Origin of the sequence: Luteimonas sp. MC1828, assembly GCF_016461615.1 — a bacterium.
GTDB lineage: Bacteria > Pseudomonadota > Gammaproteobacteria > Xanthomonadales > Xanthomonadaceae > Luteimonas.
Genome location: NZ_JAEMNY010000001.1, coordinates 1,165,817 through 1,181,193, shown reverse-complemented (window position 1 = coordinate 1,181,193; position 15,377 = coordinate 1,165,817). Strand labels below are relative to the sequence as shown.

16 protein-coding genes are annotated in these 15,377 nt (G+C 73.3%); 1 reads left to right on the top strand and 15 read right to left on the bottom strand.

Annotated features, from left to right (window positions below):
* Positions 1-105 precede the first annotated feature (105 nt).
* Positions 106-1,428: a cell envelope integrity protein CreD gene (creD, locus tag JHB91_RS05430; RefSeq protein ID WP_199471969.1), complete on the top strand. Its 1,323-nt coding sequence runs from the start codon at positions 106-108 to the stop codon at positions 1,426-1,428.
* An 11-nt stretch (positions 1,429-1,439) separates the two neighbouring features.
* On the opposite strand, the gene JHB91_RS05425 is transcribed toward creD, so the two are convergent.
* The 15 genes from JHB91_RS05425 to JHB91_RS05355 form a co-directional block, all read right to left on the bottom strand.
* Positions 1,440-1,997 (bottom strand): phosphatase PAP2 family protein, encoded by a 558-nt coding sequence (locus tag JHB91_RS05425; protein ID WP_199471967.1) that lies wholly within the window; start codon positions 1,995-1,997, stop codon positions 1,440-1,442.
* Positions 1,969-3,126, bottom strand: a complete 1,158-nt coding sequence (locus tag JHB91_RS05420; RefSeq protein WP_199471965.1) for a glycosyltransferase family 1 protein — start codon at positions 3,124-3,126, stop codon at positions 1,969-1,971. The genes JHB91_RS05425 and JHB91_RS05420 overlap by 29 nt, the downstream gene beginning before the upstream one ends.
* Before the next feature lie 81 nt (positions 3,127-3,207).
* Positions 3,208-4,362 (bottom strand): porin, encoded by a 1,155-nt coding sequence (locus JHB91_RS05415; RefSeq protein WP_199471964.1) that lies wholly within the window; start codon positions 4,360-4,362, stop codon positions 3,208-3,210.
* An 83-nt stretch (positions 4,363-4,445) separates the two neighbouring features.
* On the bottom strand, positions 4,446-5,141 hold the full coding sequence (gene gspN, locus JHB91_RS05410) for a type II secretion system protein N (protein WP_199471962.1): 696 nt from the start codon (positions 5,139-5,141) through the stop codon (positions 4,446-4,448).
* On the bottom strand, positions 5,138-5,629 hold the full coding sequence (gspM, locus tag JHB91_RS05405; protein WP_199471960.1) for a type II secretion system protein GspM: 492 nt from the start codon (positions 5,627-5,629) through the stop codon (positions 5,138-5,140). The genes gspN and gspM overlap by 4 nt, the downstream gene beginning before the upstream one ends.
* On the bottom strand, positions 5,626-6,747 hold the full coding sequence (gene gspL / locus JHB91_RS05400; protein ID WP_199471959.1) for a type II secretion system protein GspL: 1,122 nt from the start codon (positions 6,745-6,747) through the stop codon (positions 5,626-5,628). The genes gspM and gspL overlap by 4 nt, the downstream gene beginning before the upstream one ends.
* Positions 6,744-7,721, bottom strand: coding sequence for a type II secretion system minor pseudopilin GspK (gene gspK / locus JHB91_RS05395; protein WP_343225057.1), 978 nt, complete (start codon positions 7,719-7,721; stop codon positions 6,744-6,746). The genes gspL and gspK overlap by 4 nt, the downstream gene beginning before the upstream one ends.
* Positions 7,718-8,347 carry a type II secretion system minor pseudopilin GspJ gene (gspJ, locus tag JHB91_RS05390; RefSeq protein ID WP_199471958.1) on the bottom strand — a complete coding sequence of 210 codons (630 nt, stop codon included), beginning with the start codon at positions 8,345-8,347 and terminating at the stop codon, positions 7,718-7,720. The genes gspK and gspJ overlap by 4 nt, the downstream gene beginning before the upstream one ends.
* Complete coding sequence (gene gspI, locus JHB91_RS05385) at positions 8,344-8,739, bottom strand: type II secretion system minor pseudopilin GspI (protein ID WP_199471957.1); 396 nt, start codon at positions 8,737-8,739, stop codon at positions 8,344-8,346. Before gspI ends, gspJ begins: the two co-directional genes overlap by 4 nt.
* Complete coding sequence (locus JHB91_RS05380) at positions 8,723-9,184, bottom strand: GspH/FimT family pseudopilin (RefSeq protein ID WP_199471956.1); 462 nt, start codon at positions 9,182-9,184, stop codon at positions 8,723-8,725. The genes gspI and JHB91_RS05380 overlap by 17 nt, the downstream gene beginning before the upstream one ends.
* Positions 9,185-9,649 (bottom strand): type II secretion system major pseudopilin GspG, encoded by a 465-nt coding sequence (gene gspG / locus JHB91_RS05375; protein ID WP_305067897.1) that lies wholly within the window; start codon positions 9,647-9,649, stop codon positions 9,185-9,187.
* A gap of 14 nt (positions 9,650-9,663) precedes the next feature.
* Entirely contained in the window at positions 9,664-10,869 is a 1,206-nt protein-coding gene (gene gspF, locus JHB91_RS05370) for a type II secretion system inner membrane protein GspF (RefSeq protein ID WP_199375377.1), read from the bottom strand.
* On the bottom strand, positions 10,856-12,355 hold the full coding sequence (gene gspE, locus JHB91_RS05365) for a type II secretion system ATPase GspE (protein ID WP_199375378.1): 1,500 nt from the start codon (positions 12,353-12,355) through the stop codon (positions 10,856-10,858). Before gspE ends, gspF begins: the two co-directional genes overlap by 14 nt.
* The gene (gene gspD / locus JHB91_RS05360) at positions 12,352-14,445 is read right to left on the bottom strand and encodes a type II secretion system secretin GspD (RefSeq protein WP_199471955.1); all 2,094 of its coding nucleotides are present in this window, start codon (positions 14,443-14,445) and stop codon (positions 12,352-12,354) included. The genes gspE and gspD overlap by 4 nt, the downstream gene beginning before the upstream one ends.
* The gene (locus JHB91_RS05355; protein ID WP_199375380.1) at positions 14,442-15,284 is read right to left on the bottom strand and encodes a type II secretion system protein N; all 843 of its coding nucleotides are present in this window, start codon (positions 15,282-15,284) and stop codon (positions 14,442-14,444) included. Before JHB91_RS05355 ends, gspD begins: the two co-directional genes overlap by 4 nt.
* Between the last annotated feature and the right edge of the window lie 93 nt (positions 15,285-15,377).

Here is a 15,377-nt window from a genome sequence, read left to right as displayed (position 1 = left end):
GCGCTCGCCAGGCCGCGCGCTTCACCCTCGCTTCATCGTGGCGCCGTCGTGCCGCCATTCGCCGCCGGCAGCCTGTCCGCTCTCTTCTCCATGGGTGAGGGCGACATGCGTCTCTGGTTCAAGGTGGTGATGGTTGCGGCGATGACGCTGGCGATCCTGGTGGCGCTGGCCATGGTCCGCGGCGTGATCGACGAGCGCCAGGCGCATCGCGCGCAGGCGGTGGCCAGCGTGGTGGCGGGCTTCGGCGGTGCCCAGCTGCTGGCGGGGCCGGTGCTGGTGGTGCCGTACGTGGAGGACGTCGAAGAGGACGTGCGCGATGCGGCCGGTGTCCTGCACAAGGTGACGCGCACGCGCGAGCGGCAGTGGACCTTCTTCCCGGAAACGCTGCTGGTCGATGGCGCGCTGGCGCCGGAAACGCGGCGCCGCGGCCTGCACCAAGTGCGGGTGTACCAGTGGTCTGGCTCGCTGCGCGCGCGCTTCGACGCGCGCATACCCGACGACGGCGCCAGGGTGCGGCGCATCGGCCGGCCGTGGCTGGCGCACGGCATTGCCGACGTGCGCGGGCTGCGCGAGCTGCCGGTGTTCACGCTGGACGGCGCGGCGCTGCCGCTGTCGCAGGGCCTGGGCCACGCCGATGGCCCGGGCCTGCATGCGCGCCTGGCAGCGCCGCGTGCGGGCCAGCGCCTGGTCTTCGCCACCGCGCTGGCGCTGGAGCTGCGCGGCACCGAATCGTTCGCCATGCTGCCGGTGGCGCGCAGCAACGACCTGCGCCTGCAGTCGTCGTGGCGGCATCCGAAATTCGAAGGCCTCTCGCCGCAGCACGACATCGGCGACGACGGCTTCCGCGCGCGCTGGCAGGTGGCGGCGCTCGCCACCGGCGCGCAGCGCGAATACCGCCACGCCCCCGATGTCGCCCGGCACGCAGGCGGCGCGGACGGGTCGCAGACCAGCGCGGTCAGCGTGGCGCTGATCGACCCGGTGAACGCCTACCTGCAGGCCGAACGCGCCACCAAGTACGGTGTGCTGTTCGTGGTGCTCACCTTCGTCGGCTTCTTCATGTTCGAACTGCTGCGGCAGCTGCCGATCCATCCCGTCCAGTACGCGCTGGTGGGGCTGGCGATCGCGCTGTTCTTCCTGCTGCTGGTCAGCCTCGGTGAACACATCGCCTTCGGTTGGGCCTATCTGGTCGCGGCGTCGGCCTGCATCGGGCTGATCGGCTTCTACCTGTCCGCGGTGCTGCGCGGCGTGCTGCGTGGCGTCGGCTTCGCCGCCATGCTGGCACTGCTGTATGCCGCGCTCTACGGCCTGCTGGTGTCGGAGGACAACGCGCTGGTGCTGGGCGCCGGCCTGCTGTTCGCGATCCTGGCCGCGATCATGGTGCTGACCCGCAAGGTGGACTGGTACGCGCTGTCCGGGCGTGGTGCATGAGCGTGTCGCGCTCAGCCGATGGCCGGCAAGACGCGGCCCAGGGCAAGGGACCCCGCGGCCAGCGCCGCGCCGATCGCGGTGGCCGCGAGCACGTCGCTCGGGTAGTGCAGGCCCAGCACCACGCGCGAGAGCGCCACCAGCGCGGTGAACGGCAACAGCAGCCACGCCAGCTGCGGGTAATAGGCGAGCGCGACGACGGTGAAGGCCACCGCGTGCAGCGTGTGCCCGGAGGGGAAGCTGAACTCGTCGAGCGGCGCGATCCAGGCGCGGATGCGCACGTCGGAGGCGAACGGGCGCGGGCGCCGCGTCCAGCGCTTCAGGCCCTTGTACAGCAGCAGCGCGACCACGCCGGTGGCTGCCAGGTGTGCCGATGCCGCCAACCCCTGCATGCCATCCATCACCACCAGGGCCGCCATCAGCACGTACCAGGCCACGCCGTCGCCAAGCCGGCTGATGGTGGCGAACACGCGCAACACGTGCGCCCTGGCGCACCAGCCGTTGGCGCGCAGGCACCAGGCAAGGTCGCCGCCGCGTGCGGCCTCAGGCGAGGGCGTTGGCACTTGTGGCATGTGGCGTCTCCCGGTGCTTGCCGATGCGCTGCAGGATGGCGTCGAACTCCGCGGCCACGCTGGCCGGGCGCAGCGGCGCCACGGCGGCGCGTGCGCGCCGGCCCATCTCGCGGCGTGCGTCATCTTCGAGCGCGATCCGGCACGCCGCGCCGATGAACCCGTCTTCGTCGCCGGCGCTGATCGCCGCGCCGTGCAGGCCGTGGCGCAGGTGCTCGCGCGCGGCGCCGTAGTTGAACGCGACCGTGGCCACGCCGCTGGCCATCGCTTCAAGCGTCACGTTGCCGAAGGTTTCCGACAGGCTCGGGAACAGGAACAGGTCGCCACTGGCGACGTGCTGCGCAAGGTCGTCGCCGCGGCGCATGCCGCTGAACACGAAGTCCGGATGTTCGGCGGCCAGCGCCGCGCGCTGCGGTCCATCGCCGATCCACACCATGCGCGCCCCTGGGCGCTCGCGCTGCAGCGCGCGGAAGGCGCGCACCACCAGCGCGAGGTTCTTTTCACTGGCGATGCGCCCGACGTGCACCACCGCGAGGCCGTCGTCGTCGACGCCCCACGCGGCGCGCAGCGTGGTGCTGCGTCGGGACGGGTCGAAGCGTTCGGTATCGACCGCGCGCGACAGCAGCGTCGGTCGCGCGAATCCGCCGCGCGCCAGCGCATCCTGCAGCTCGTGCGTCGGCACCAGGGTGGCATCGGCACCATTGTGGAAATGCCGCATCCAGCGCATGGCGGGGCGCTGCAGCCAGGCGGCGCCGTAGTCCACCACGTACTGGTCGAAGCGGGTATGGAAGCCGGTGGCGGCCGGGATGCCCAGCGCGCGCGCGGCGCGCAGCGCGGACCAGCCGAGCGGACCTTCGGTGGCGATGTACACCGCATCCGGGCGCTGCTGCTGCCAGTGCCGGCGCAGCCGCGCGGCCGCCGGCAGGCCGAAGCGCAGGCCCGCATAGCGCGGCAGTGCGGCGCCGCGCGTCAGCAGTTCATGCGCGGCGGGCGCCCCGTCTCCCGGGCAGCGCGGGCGCACCACGTCGACCGCGTGGCCGCGGGCGCGCAGGCCGCGCTCCAGGTCCTGCACGGTGAGCGCCACGCCGTTGATGTCCGGCGGGTAGGTTTCGCTGACGATCGCGTAGTGCATGCGCTGCTCCCGTTTGAGGAGCAGCCTGGACCGATGCGGTGTCGCGCCTGTTGCAGCCGCTTGACGGTGGCGTGACAGCGTTTACCAGTGCAGCTGGACGCGCGCCTCGACGATCGAAGGGTCGTCGTGGATCCGCAGCCCGCTGGCGGCATCGGTGCGGCGGCTGGCCACGTCCACGTAGTTCAGCATCAGCTTGGCGTTGGAGCGCCAGTACCAGTTCACGCCCACGGTCCATGCATCCATGCGACCGCCGCGCACGCCGCCGTCGTCCAGGTCGAGCTGGTCGTAGCGCAGGCCGAGCTGCCACAGGCCGCCATCGCCCACCGAGGTGCGCGGCAGGCCGCCGCGGTAGCCCCACGACGTGCCGCCGGGATTCCACATCGCGCTGGCGTAGCCGCCGCCGGCGTCGTAGCCGCTGGTGCCGATGCGATCGGCGCGTGCCAGGAAGTACTCGCCCTGCAGCTTCACCGGGCCGGTGATCCACATCGCTTCGAGACCGGTGGTGGCGACGCGGTCGGCGTCGGGCAGGGTGCCGCTGTCGACCAGGCGGACCGCGGACAGATCGGCGTTGGGCCGCGCGCGCAGGCGCAGGCTGTCATCGGGCGTGTCGCGGTCGACGTGGCTCAGGCCCAGGTGCAGGACCTGGCCGTCGGTGCGCAGCGGCGCCCACCAGCCGCGCGCGCCGTAGCCCGCGCCATGGGCGCCATCGCTGGTCAGCTCGCGGCCGAACCAGGCCACGGTGGCGCCGTAATCAGAGGCGTCATAGGCCCAGGACGCGCCAAGCCGGCGCCCGAGGGCGAAGGTGTTGGTGGCGGCCGCCTTGGCGATGAAGTCGTTGTTGCGGCTGGAAGACAGCTCCTCGAGGCCGCTAGGCTGCTTGGCCTGGCCCAGCACCAGGGTGTGGCTGGGGGCGCCATCGCCGCCGAAGCGCCAGCTGAGGTTGTTGTCGAGGTAGCTCTCGTTCTCGACGTCGTAACCCACCACCCAGCCGAAACCGCCCGGCCCGCTGCCCTTGAGCACCAGCTCGAAGCGGCGGATGCCGGTGGCGCGGTCGCGACCGTCGGCGCGTCCGTCGAGGTCGGCGCGGTCGGTGTCGAACCAGTTGCCGTCGACCTGGAACATGCCCTCGAACGCCACGTCGGAGCCGGCCACCGTGCCCAGCGGTACCTCCGCGCGCGCCGGTGAGGCGATGGTCGCGGCGGACAAGAGGGCGAGGGCAAGCAGGGAGCGCGTCATGGCAGGAACCTGGAATCGGGGGACCGCCCAGTTTACGCAAGGCCTTCCCCCCCTGCCCGCAACACTGCAGCCCGCGCGCCGCCTCAGTTCAGGGTGCCTTCGTCGACCCGGCTCATGCCCCCGGCCGCGGCCTGGAAGCCCGCGGCCTGCAGTGCGCGGCGGAGGGCCGGATTGTCGCCGCGGGCCAGCGCCTGCAGCCGGTAGCGGCCGTCGGCTTCTATGTCCAGGGTGGCCTCCAGCGCCAGCGGGCCGCTGGCGTCCTCTGGCAGCAGGACCAGGCGTCCGCCGCGACCGTCGCAGACCGGGGTGCCGGACAGGATCATCGGCGGCAGCGCATCCAGCGGCAGCGTCAGCTCCACGCGCACCCGGCCGCTGGCCTCGCGGCAACCCCCGGCATCGAACAGCAGGCGGGCGTCGTCGAGCAGCGCGCGCAGGCCGACGCCGGCGATCGGCGGCAGCGCCACCACGCCGTCGCCCGCGGCGAGCCCCGCCCTGCGTCCGCGTGACAGCAGCAGCCGCGTACTGCCGCCCTGGAGGTGCAGCTGCTGCCGTCCCGCCAGCAGTGGCAGTGGCGCCAGGCCGATTTGCAGGTCGCCGAGCGGCTGGCCGCGCCAGTGGGCCGCGCGCAGCTGCCCGTTCCAGACGCTGCCGCGGGCTTCGAGCGCGCCGAGCCCCGCCGGCAGGCCGATGCGCGGCAGCACCAGCTGCAGCGGCGCAAGCAGCAGCATCGCCGCCACGAACGCGGCGAACGCCCAGGCCAGGCCGCGCCGCGGACTCATGGCGCGACCTCCGCGAAGCCGACCTCGGCGCGCAGCTGGCCGTCGGCGCGCTCGACGTGGAGCGTGGCCGGTGCGATGCCGTGGGCATCGGCGAGCGTGCCCAGCCACGCGAACAGCGCGGGAGAGGCCACGCGGTCGAATTCGACCCCGAACGTGCCGTCGGCGGCGGTGCGCTGCCTGCTGGGCGCAAGTCCGGCGACGCGCGCGCTGTCCAGCACGCGCTGCTGCATGCCTTCGAGTCCGGGCACGGCGGGCGTGGCAGGGGTGCCGACCTGCGCCAGCGCGCCGACTTCGGCTTCGACTGCAAGCAGCGCGGCGGCTGCCTGGTCATAGCGGGCCTCGGCGCCGTCGCGCAGCGTGCGCAGCGGGTGCAGCAGCCCGTACCACCAGGCGAACGCCGCGACCAGCGCCAGCATGGTCGCCACCATGGCGCGCTCGCGCGCCGCGAGGCCATGCCACCAGGCGGCCAGTTGCGTGGTCGTGGTCATGCGCCGGGCTCCAGGGTGATGCCGGTCAGCAGGCCGCCGGGCGCGTCGCTGCCGGTGCCTTCCACCAGTTGCCAGCCATCGGCGGCAAGCGCGCCGCGGATCGCTTCAAGGTCGTCGGGCGTGGTGTGGAACAGGGATGCGCGCAGCCGGTCGCCGCGCTGGTAGTCGAGTGAAGCCAGGTAGGCACCGGGGCGCGACGCCACCGCGGCGAACAGTGTGCCCGATGCGGCGGCGAAGGCCTGCGGAGCACGCGCGGCGTCGAACTGCGCCCGCAGCGCCGCCGGATCGGTGCTCGGGCCGGCCGCAGACGGCAGCGCCTGCTGCACCGCCTGCGCCGCGCGCTGCTGCAGGCCGCGTGCGGCAAGCTCGAGGCGCAGCGCCTGCGCGGCCACCAGCAGCAGCGGCGACGCGAGCAGCGCCGCCAGCAGCCAGGCCATCCGGCGCCGGTTGGCAGGGCGCGCGCGGGTTGCGGCGGGCGCGAACCTGCCCTGCAGCAGGTCGATTTCGGGCTGCAGGGCACGGGCGACGAGGCTGTCGATGCCATCCGAGGGAAGCGCCTGCTGCGCGCGCGCGGCGAGCACGCGCGCGGCGAGCGAAGGCTCGGCGCTGAACGCCAGCGCGGTGCCGCGCGCGAGCCAGCGGTCGCCGGCGTCGAACACGCGTATGTCGGTGTCGGCGTCATCGCCCGCGATGGGTACCGGCACCAGCAGCTGTTCCGGCACCACGGCATCGGCGCGCATGCCGAACGCCGCGGCGCGTGCCAGCCACTCGTGCATCAGGCGTGGATTTAGCGCAGCCGCCATGCGGGTGGCCTGGCCGCCATCCGGCGCCAGCGCCACGTGCAGGTCGTCGGGGCGCGCGAGGCGCGCGGCGAGCAGCGCACGCGCGGCGGCCAACGCCTGTGCGCCGCTGCGCGCGGGAAGCTCCAGCCAGTCGACGCGTACCTCCGCGCCGGGCACCACCAGCACGGTGCGTTGCGCCGCGGCGAACGCGGGCGGATCCGGCGGCGTGGCAGGTGCAAGCGCGGTGCGCGCCAGCACGCGGCCGTCGTCGCCAAGGTGGAAACAGGTGGCGTCCGCCAGCGGGTCCGCGGGCAGCCACAGGATGCGCGTGCTCATTCGTCGTGGGTCCATCGTCGTGCCAGCAGCCGCACCGGGCCGCCGGGGTCGTGTTGCAGCAGGGCGCTCAGCACCACTTCGGCGCCGCCATGCTCGACTTCCGAGCGCAGCGTGAAGTAGCGCGTACGCAGCCGCACCTGCTGGATTTCCGGGTCGAGTGCCACGGCCGCGGCCAGAGCGGGCTGCGCCCAGAACGCGGCGATGTCGCGCCAGCCGTCCGCCGGGCGCGAGGCGATCACCCGCCTTGCCGCCTCGATGTCGAGCGCGTTGTCGGTGAGCATGGCGAGGATCACGGCGTCGTCGTCCTCGAGGGTATTGAGGTTGACCGGCGCCAGCGCCGCGTCGGGCAGGGCACAGACGTGCCGGCGCAGGCGCATGTAGGCGTCGTCATCGTGGCCGGCGACGGCGCGCAGCTCGCTGACCTCGGCCAGCAGGGTGCCTGCGGTGCGGTTGGCGGGCACGCGCGCGGCGTAGGCGGCATCTTCGCCACCGGCCGCGCGCGGCAGGTTGTCGCTGTCGATCCAGTCGACCAGCGCGTCGACCATGCTGCCTGCCTGTGCCGCGTTGAACCCGAGTGCCTGCAGCAAGGCGAGGTACTGGCGGACGCCCGCTTCGCGCACCGACCACTGGCCCACGGCGCCCTCGACCACGCTGTTGAGGTTGAAGCAGGCGGTGCCGTCGTCCACGCGCACGCGGATCGCGCCATCGTCGATCGGGAACACGAACGGGCGGCCGTTCCAGCCGCCTTCGAGGGTGGTGCGACCATCGGCCTGGACCAGCTGCAGGATGCGGCTGCGCGCGAGCTCCTCGGTGCCGAGCGCGAACCACTGCGCCTGTGCCAGCGCCTGCGCGTTGCCGGTGCGGCGCAGGCCGAAGCGGATGTCGTCCATCACCGCCACCAGCAGCACCGTCATCACCGCCACCAGCAGCAGCACGGTGAGCAGGGCGGCGCCGCGTTCGCGCGCGGCGCTCACGGCGTGGTCCCCGGCAGCAGGAAGCGCTGGCGGACATCGCCGATATCGTCCAGCACCAGTTCCAGCTCCACCGCGCGCGGCATGCTGGCCGCACCGCCGTGCCAGCCGTCGTTCCAGGCGTCGCCGTCGAAATACGCCACGCGCGCCCGGGTGATGCCGTCGAGCAGAACGCGTGCCGGCGCCGCGGCAGTGCCGTCCAGCGCGAGTCGCGCGCTGCGCTCGAGGCGGCCGTCGACAATGCGGTATTCGACATGCTGCAGCGACGCGCGCGGCGCGCCGTCCGGATTCTCGTGGCCGCGGCGCACGAACGCGAACAGCGGGCCGGATTCGCCCGGACGACCGCCGATGAAGGCGTCGCGCGCGGGCGTGCCGTCGCTGCGCCGCGCCAGGCGCGTCGCCGCCTGCGACAGGTCGGTGCGCAGCAGGGCGCGCGCGCGCTGGAACTCGCCCAGCCGCGCCATGCGCTCACGCAGCACCTGCTGGCTGTCGGCGGCATAGGCCATCACCGCGACGCCGGCGGCGGCGATCAGCCCGAAGATCGCCAGCGACACCATCACTTCGAGGAGGGTGAAGCCGCGCTGCCGCGTGTCGCCGCCGTCGCGGACCGCCGCGCGCGAGGCGCTCATTCGGCCACGCCCCGGAACAGCGCCAGCTCGGCGGCCACGCGCTCTTCGCCCGGCGGCATGACAGTGATGTCGACGCGCAGCAGCGACGCGTCCGCGGTCGCCGCCACCGTGCGCGTCCAGCGCCAGTCGCGTCCGCCGGCGGTTTCGCTGCCATGTACGTCATCGCCGAGCAGGCGCGCGTCGATCGTCATCGCCTCCACCGCGATGTTGTCGGCCACCACCGCCGCCAGCACGCGCTCCTCGATGGCCACCGCGGTGCGCGTGCTCTCGCCGGCGAGGTTCAGCAGGCCGAGCACGGCGAGTGCGAACACGGCCAGCGCGACCAGCATCTCGATCAGCGAGAAGCCGGGGGCACGGGGGCGGCGCGCCAGGTGCTCAGTGCGCGCCGGCATCGACGTCGATCCCGCCGCTGCCATCGACCTTGATCCGCGCGCTGCGGCCTTCGCGCTGCAGCACCAGCGTCACCGGCTCGCTGGCGCCGGTGGGGTCGAAGCGCACGCTGGCGCGGTCGTGGCCCTGCGGCAGCAGCGGGCGCGTGCCCGGGCGCCACGCGACCGTCGTGAAGCCCTTGCCGTCCAGCGGCTGCCAGCCGTCGAAGCGCCGGCGCCGGAATTCATAGCCGTGCGCGGTGGCGCCGACTTCGATGGTGCGCATGCCGAGGATGGCTTCGTCGCGCGCGTGCGCCAGGCGCGCGCCGAACGCGTCGGCCTCGGCGACCAGCACGTCCTCGCCGGGTGGCAGGGTCAGCGCGACAGCCGCGCCGGCGAGCCCGATGACGGCCAACGCGACCATCAGCTCGACCAGCGTGAAGCCGTGCATGCGCACCAGGGCGTCCACTCAGCCCCAGTTGCCGATGTCGGCGCCGTCGCCTTCGCCGCCCTCGACGCCGTCGGCGCCGAACGAGAACACGTCGAAGCTGCCGTCGCGGCCCGGCTGGCGGAACTGGTAGGCGTTGCCCCAGGGATCGGTCGGCAGGCGGCGGATGTAGCCGCCCTTGCGGTAGCGTTCCGGGCGCGCGAGCCCGGCCGGCGCCTTGAGCAGCGCGTCGAGGCCCTGCGCCGTGGACGGGTAGGCGAGGTTGTCGAGGCGGTAGGTCTCCATCGCCTGTTCCAGCACCGAGATGTCGGCGCGCGCCTTCTCGGTCATGGCGCGGTCCTGGCTCGGCATGACGTTGATCATCACCACCGTCGACAGCAGGCCGATGATGACGATCGCGACCATCAGTTCGACGAGGGTGAAGCCGGACGCGCGCTCGGGACGCGTGCGTCGCATGGAACGGATGGTGCTGCGGGGGCGGTGCATGTTCGGGTCTCCGGTCAGCCGGCCACGAGGGCGTTGAATTGCAGGATGGGCAGCATGATCGCGAGCACGATCACCGCCACCACCGCGCCCAGCACGATGATGATCAGCGGCTCGAGCAGGCTCATCGCCACGCTGGTGAAGGTGTTGAACTCGCGTTCCAGGTAGTCGGCGGCGCGGTCGAGCATCGGCGCCAGGCGGCCGCTGTCCTCGCCGCTGGTGGCCATGTACAGCAGGGTCGGCGGGAACACGCCGGCGCGCTTCATCGCGCCGGACAGGCTGCCGCCCTCGCGGATCACCTCGACCATGGCCTCCGTGGCTTCGCGCAGCACGCTGTTGCCCACGGTACGTGCGGTGATCGCCAGGCCCTCGATCAGCGGCATGCCGCTGTCGGCCATGGTGGCCAGGGTGCGTGCCATGCGCGCGGCGTGGACGTCGCGCAGCAGGCGGCCGAGCAGCGGCAGCCGCAGCACCGTGGCATCGAACGTACGCCGCGGTCCCGGCCGGTGCAGGAGGCGCGCCGCGGCCACGCCCGCCACCGCAAGCAGCACCAGCAGCGGCAGGCCCCACGCCGCCATCGCGTCGGAGATGCCGATCACGATGCGGGTCAGCAGCGGCAGCGCGCGCCCCATCGATTCGAACTGCTCGACCACGCGCGGCACCACGAACGCCATCAGCGCGATCACCACCAGCACCGCGGTCACGGCCAGTGCCGCCGGGTAGACCAGCGCCGAGACCAGCTTGCCGCGCACGTGCTGCTCGTGCTCCTGCAGGTCCGCCAGGCGCTCGAGGATCGCCGGCAGCGCGCCGGTGCCCTCGCCGGCGGCGACCATCGCCCGGTACAGCGGCGGGAACGCCTTGCCCTGGCGCGCCATCGCATCGGAGAGGCGGAAGCCTTCCAGCACGTGGGCGTGGGTGGCCATCACCACCCGGCGCACCGCGGGGCGCTCGGCCTGGCTGCCGATGGTGCGCAGCGCTTCTTCGAGTGGTGCCACCGCGACCAGGGTCGCGAGCTGGCGGGTCAGCAGGGTCAGGTCCTTGGCGGTGAAGCGACCGCGGCCTGGCGCGGTCGTCGCAGGCGTGCTGGCGGCTGCCTCAACGCGCACCGGCAGCAGGTGACGCCGCTCAAGGAGGCGACGCGCATCGGCGGCACTGTCGGCCTGCAGCACGCCTTCGCGGCTGCGGCCGTCGACGTCGAACGCGGCGTAGTCAAACGCCGGCATGGTCGGACTCCTGGCGGGTGACGCGCATGGCTTCCTCGAGCGTGGTCTCGCCGCGCAGCACCGCGGCGCGCGCGGCGTCGCCGAGGCGGCCGGTGCCGGCGAACGCGGCCGCGGCCAGCGCGTCCTCGTCGGCCTCGGCGCCGATCAGCTGGCGCATGCGTTCGTCGACGGTCAGCGCTTCGTGGATGCCGATGCGTCCGGCATAGCCGGCGTGGCTGCAGTGCGCGCAGCCGACCGCGCGGAACACCACAGCACCGGTCGCATCCGGCTGGCCGTCGGCGGCGAGCAGGCGCGCGGTCGCGGCATCCGCCACCACGGGTTCGCGGCAGTGCCGGCACAGGCGGCGCAGCAGGCGCTGCGCCAGCACCAGGCGCAGGGTGGAGGCGAGCAGGAACGGCTCGATGCCCATGTCGCGCAGGCGGGTGACCGCGCCGGGCGCATCGTTGGTGTGCACGGTGGACAGCACCAGGTGGCCGGTGAGGCTGGCCTGCACCGCGATCTGCGCGGTCTCCGGGTCGCGCACCTCGCCGACCATCACCACGTCCGGGTCCTGGCGCAGGATCGCGCGCAGGCCGGCGGCGAAGGTCATGCCGACACGCGCGTTGACCTGCGTCTGGCCGACGCCGTCGATGGCGTACTCGATCGGATCCTCGACGGTGAGGATGTTGCGGCGGCCGTCGTTGAGCGTGGCCAGCGCCGCGTACAGCGTGGTGGTCTTGCCGGCGCCGGTGGGGCCGGTGACCAGGATGATGCCGTTGGGCACGCGCAGCGCGCGCTGCAGCGCGTCCAGCACGTCCGGCTGCATGCCCAGCTCGGAGAGCGGCAGGCCGCCCTGGTCCTTGTCGAGGATGCGCATCACCACGCGCTCGCCGCCGCGCGCGGGCAGGGTGGACACGCGCACGTCCAGCGCCTTGCTGCCCATGGTCAGGCCGATGCGGCCGTCCTGCGGCACGCGCTTCTCGGCGATGTCCAGCCGTGCCATCACCTTGACGCGCGACACCAGCAGCGGCGCGATGCGCGCAGGCAGGCGCAGCGCCTCGCGCATCACGCCGTCGACGCGCATGCGCACCACCAGCGCGGACTCGAAAGGCTCGACATGCACGTCGGACGCGCCGCTGCGCGCGGCCTCGGCGATCAGGCCGTTGATCAGGCGGATCACCGGGGCGTCGTCCTGCGCTTCCAGCAGGTCGGCGCTCGCCGGGATGTCGTCGGCGAGCGCGTCGAGGTTGCCGGGCAGGTCGAGCTCGCCCGCGCCGGCGGCCAGCGCGGCATCGGCGTAGAGCTCCGACAGCCGGCGGTCGAACGCGGAGCGTGGCAGCACCTCCACCTCGAGCGCGCGGCCGAGGCTGCGGCGTGCTTCGAGCAGTGCAACGGGGTCGGCGTCGTCGCACAGGCCCACGCGCGCGCTCGCCGCGCCGATGCCGAGCAGCAGCACGCCGTGGCGCTTGGCGTAGGCATAGCTGAAGGCGGGCAGCGGCTCGCTCATCGCGCGGATCCGGTCCCGGGGGGCAGTGGCGCGGCGTCCGTCGTCGGGGCCGGGAGCGGTGGCGCGGCGTCAGTCGCGGCGGCAGGCGCCGGCAACGTCGGCGGCGTGGTGCGCAGGTAGTCGCGCACCAGCGTTTCCAGCGCCGCCTCGCGTTCGCCGGCCACCGGCCCCTGGCTGCGCACCATGTAGTCGTAGCGCGGCGCGGTCATCGCCTGCGCCTCGCGCGCGCTGCGCACGATGGTCGGGCGGATGAAGATCATCAGGTTGGTCTTGTCGCTGGCGCGCGACTTGTGCCGGAACAGGTTGCCGATGATCGGGATGTCGCCGAGCAGCGGCACCTTGTCGACGGTGCTGCGCTCGCTCTGGTCGAGCAGGCCGCCGAGCGCGACGATCGCGCCGTCGTCCACCAGCACGCGCGTCTCCAGTTCGCGCTTGTTGAGCACCAGCTCCGAGAAGTCCTCGCTCACCGGCCCGGCGATCGACGACACCTCCTGGCGCAGGGTGAGCGTGATGCCGCCACCGGCGTTGATCTGCGGCGTGACCTCGAGCTGGATGCCGACGTCCTGGCGCTGGATGGTGCGGAACGGGTTGCTGTTGCTGTCGCCGAGCACTTCGCCGGTGGTGGTGGGCACCTCCTGGCCGACCAGGATCCGCGCCTCCTCGTTGTCGAGGGTGAGGATGGACGGCGTGGACAGCAGGTTGGACGCCGTGTCGCTCTTCACCGCGTCGATGATCAGGCCGAAGGTGGCGTTGTCGTTGCCGCCGGCGATGCCGCCGAGCGCGCCGTTGAGGCCGAGCAGCGACTGCACCGCGACGTTGCGCGCGATGTCGAGCACGGAGTCGTCATCGTCATTGCCGCGGTTGCGCGCGCGCTGCGCGGCCACGCCGCCGGCGATCGGCATGATCTGCGGGTTGGCGCCCGGGAACTGGGTGGCCAGCACCGGGATGTTGCTGCCGTCCTTGCCCGCGATCAGCAGCTGCGCGCCCAGCCTGCGCGCGGCGTTGTCGGAGATCTCCACCACGATCGCCTCCACCAGCACCTGTTCGCGGCGGGTGTCGAGCTGGGTGATGACCTCGGCCAGCAGGCGCTGGGTTTCCGGGTCGGCGTTGATGATCAGCGAGTTCGAGCCCGGGTAGCGCACGATCGTGGGGCGCTTGCCCTGGCTGCCGGTGATCACCGTGGCGGTGGCGGCATCGCCCGCCTGCGCGGTCGCCGGGGCGGCGCTGCCGTCCGCGCCGTCGGTGGCCTGGCCGACGAGCTGCTGCAGCACGGGCAGCAGCTGTTCGGCGCTGGCGTGCTGCAGCTTGACCACGCGCACGTTGCCGGTGCGCTCGGCGCGGCGGTCGAGCTCGAGGATGGTCTGCACCACGCGCTGCACGACGCGCGGATCGCCGCGCACCACGATCGAGTTGCTGCCTTCCACCGGCAGGATCGACAGCTGGCCGTTGCGCGCTTCGCCGCCGCTGGCGAACAGGCCGCCGACGGTGGCGGCGACCTCGCGCGCGGAGCTGTTGCGCAGGGTGATGGTGTCGATGCTGGCGGTGTCGCTGTCGATCTGCGCCACCAGGCCGCGGATGCGGCGCACGTTGTCGGCGTAATCGGCGACCAACAGCGCGTTGCCCTGCGGCGTGGGTACGACCACGCCGCCGCGGCCGACCAGCGGCTTCAAGGTCTCGGCGGCGATACGTGCATCCACCATCGCCAGCGGCAGCACCTGGGTGGTGAACGCGGAGCCGCCCGAACCCGCGCCGGGCTGCTGCGCGGCGATGTCGTCGGGCACCACGCGGTAGGCGCCGCTGCCCGCCGGCACCGCGAGCAGGCCGTTGGCGCGCAGCACCGCCAGCAGCACGCCGAGCAGCTCGGCCTCGTCCATGGCGCGGTCGCGCGTGACGCTGACCGTGCCCTGCACGCGCGGGTCGATGATGAAGGTGGTGCCGGTGGCGCGTGCGACGTCCTGGATGAAGGCGCGGATGTCGGCGTCCTGCGCGGTCACGGCGGCGCCGGCGCCGCTGGCCTGCGCCAGTGCGACGGACGGCGGCGGCAGCGCGAGCGCGATGACGAGAGCGGTGGCGAGGAGTCGCTGTTTCACGGAGTGTCTGCCTGCAAGGTCGTGGTGTGCGTCGTTCCGTCGCGCGCGTAGGTGAAGGTGATCGTTCGGCTGCCGGCCAACTCGGCCGGCAGTGCCGCATAACGTTCGGGGGTGAGCGCCTGGCCGTTGATCGACAGCAGCACGTCGCCGGCCTGCAGGCCGGCCTGGCGCAGCACCGCGCCGTCGCCGCGCGGGATCACGCTGTAGCCGGCGGGCTGGCCGGCGTCGGCCTGCACCGGACGCAGGCCGGCCTGGGCGAGGAGTTGGGCGGGATCGACGCGGGCTGTGCCTGCGGTGGGAGATGGCGCGCGCGCCGCGGGCAGCCCTGCGGACGCCTCGCGTGGAGCAGGCGCGGGCGCTCCGCCCGGCGGCAACGCGAAGCGCAGTTCGCTGCGCGCACCGGACGCGGCGAGCGTCACATGGTCACTCGCCACCGCGGCGAGCACCACGCCGGGCGCGACTTCGTCACCGACCACGAACGCGCGCTGCCGGCCGTCCTTGCCTGCGATGATCGCCGCGCCGGAGCCGGCATCCGCCGCCGGGCGCGCGGCGTGGAGCCGGAGCCCTGAGCTGTCGGCCGCGACTTGCACGCTGGCCTGCGCCGGATGGAACGCATCGATGGCAAGGCGTTCGAGGCGCGTCGCGTCCATGGCTGCGCGCGCTGGCGCGGGCGGCGCGCCGACGGGTGCCGGTGGCACGAGCAACAGCCACGCCAGGCGCGCGGCCTGCACGGCCAGCAGGGCGACGACAGTGACCGTGACCACGCGGCGCAGCAGCCCGGCATCGCGGGCGCGGGCGAGCAGTGCATGCGGTGCATGGAGGGCGAACGGCGTGGCCAATGACGGACTCGGCGGCGCGGCGAATCCGCGCGATGGTCAGATCATGCGAACGTTTGGTGACAATCCGGTTTCAACTGACACGAAACCGTCGCA